Genomic DNA, 1698 nt, shown 5'->3' on the forward strand with positions numbered 1-1698 from the left:
CTCCATAGATAATTCCCATGTCCCATTCAAATTCAAAGAACCATTTCCACGAATATGAATCAAATGGGCTTGAAAGCTTCGACTGGTCGAATGTTTTGAATGATGAAAGCATTAAAGGAATCTGCTTGAATAGGTGCAATAAAAAATTAGCAGCACATGTTACTGCCGCGTAACAAAACAGCGTAAATGCAATAAGAAAATACTTGTCAGCAAATATTTTCTTCCATTGTTTAAATTCCTTATGCAATAATAAGTCACCTCAAAAAAAGAAGCCGTTAACCGGCTTCTTTAATTCTTCATCTTTCAAGACCTATACTTCTTTTTGAACTTTTTTGTTTTGAGTTCAATCGAACCTCAACTTTAATAGGTTCTCTAATCTCATGCTTTTTTTCTAGAAGAAGGCCGTTCTCTTTTTGTTTCATTTTGTCATCATCTTTTGTCTTCACTTCAAGAAATGAAGTGAAATTACTAAGTGGTCTATCAAAATCAAGGTAGGCTTGAATACTATTTTCAGGCGTCAGCTTTTCTTCTTGTTCCTTAAAATAGGTTTCTAATGCAGTTTCAATTTGTTTTCCAAACTCCTTGACGTTTTTTTGATCTTCAGGAACAGTAATTTCATAATTTGATAATTTATCGTTGAAGTTACTTTTTACATCATTTTCATAAGCTGCATAACGATGCGCCATTTTTGCCAATTGATCAACTTTTTTTCTGTTAAAAAGCCTATTCACAAAAGTATCAGCTTGCTTCAATTCAATTAACGCCCTTTTTTTACCTTCTCCAAGAGCTGTTGCAAGGCTATTTAGATAAGAAGATGCTTTCTTTTCGATATCTATTTCATACCGATCAGCCATTTCTCAACCCCCTTTGCTTCTGCAAGTCTAAATTTTATTGTGTGATCTTAACATATCACTTACTTTATCTCCTAAATCATGCACCCAGCTTGGAAGGGTCAGCGGGTCATTCCCTGCCTCAACATTAAAGTAAATCTGAACCCCTATAATAAGCATAATAGCAATAAAAATAAGCTTGGAAGATCCAAGCCTAGTCCCTGCCATTCTTTTTCTCCGTTTAGCCAGTGCTTGCTTATATCTCTTTTCCTTTTGCTGTTCAGCCTTGATTGCCTTCTTTTCATCAGCTATTTCCTGCTTGATCGTTTTAAATACTTCAAGCTTTGCCATATGAAGCTCTCTTTCATAGTCGGACAACAAATCAGAGTCTTCCTTAGCTAATATCCGATGATTGTTCTTTTTAGTGTTAGGGATACTCTTTTTCAACTTTTTAAGAGAAACAATACACCAACTTAAACCATTAATAAGATGCCCTTTTATAGCTACGGCTGGTTTTTCTTCTGCTAATTCGTTTTCTTGCGAGCGGCGTTCAGCCGCAGCAGCTTCTTCTTGCGCCTTCTCCTGCTGGCCGCGCTCGGCTTCTGCAACGGCTGCTTCCTCGCGCGCCTTCTCCTGCCGACGGCGTTCGGCTTCCGCGGCTGCTTCTTCGCGCGCTTTTTCCTGCCGGCGACGCTCGGCTTCCGCGGCTGCTTCTTCCCGGGCCTTCTCCTGCCGGCGGCGTTCGGCTTCCGCGACTGCTGCTTCGCGCGCCTTCTCCTGCCGACGGCGTTCGGCCTCCGCTGCTTCCTCGCGCGCTTTCTCCTGCCGACGACGTTCGGCCTCCGCTGCTTCCTCCCAGGCCTTCTCC

Annotated in this window: 2 protein-coding genes and 1 pseudogene; all 3 read right to left on the bottom strand. The window is 41.6% G+C overall.

The annotated features are described in order from the left end of the window. Nucleotides 1-247, bottom strand: a pseudogene (locus RTR43_RS24720) (hypothetical protein); the annotation flags it as partial. A gap of 49 nt (nt 248-296) precedes the next feature. After that, complete coding sequence (locus tag RTR43_RS24725) at nt 297-854, bottom strand: hypothetical protein (RefSeq protein WP_073982218.1); 558 nt, start codon at nt 852-854, stop codon at nt 297-299. A 27-nt stretch (nt 855-881) separates the two neighbouring features. After that, on the bottom strand, nt 882-1698 hold an 817-nt coding region (locus RTR43_RS24730), incomplete at its 5' end, for a hypothetical protein (RefSeq protein ID WP_312476519.1).

The organism is Neobacillus sp., from assembly GCF_031988165.1.
GTDB lineage: Bacteria > Bacillota > Bacilli > Bacillales > Cytobacillaceae > Neobacillus > Neobacillus rhizosphaerae.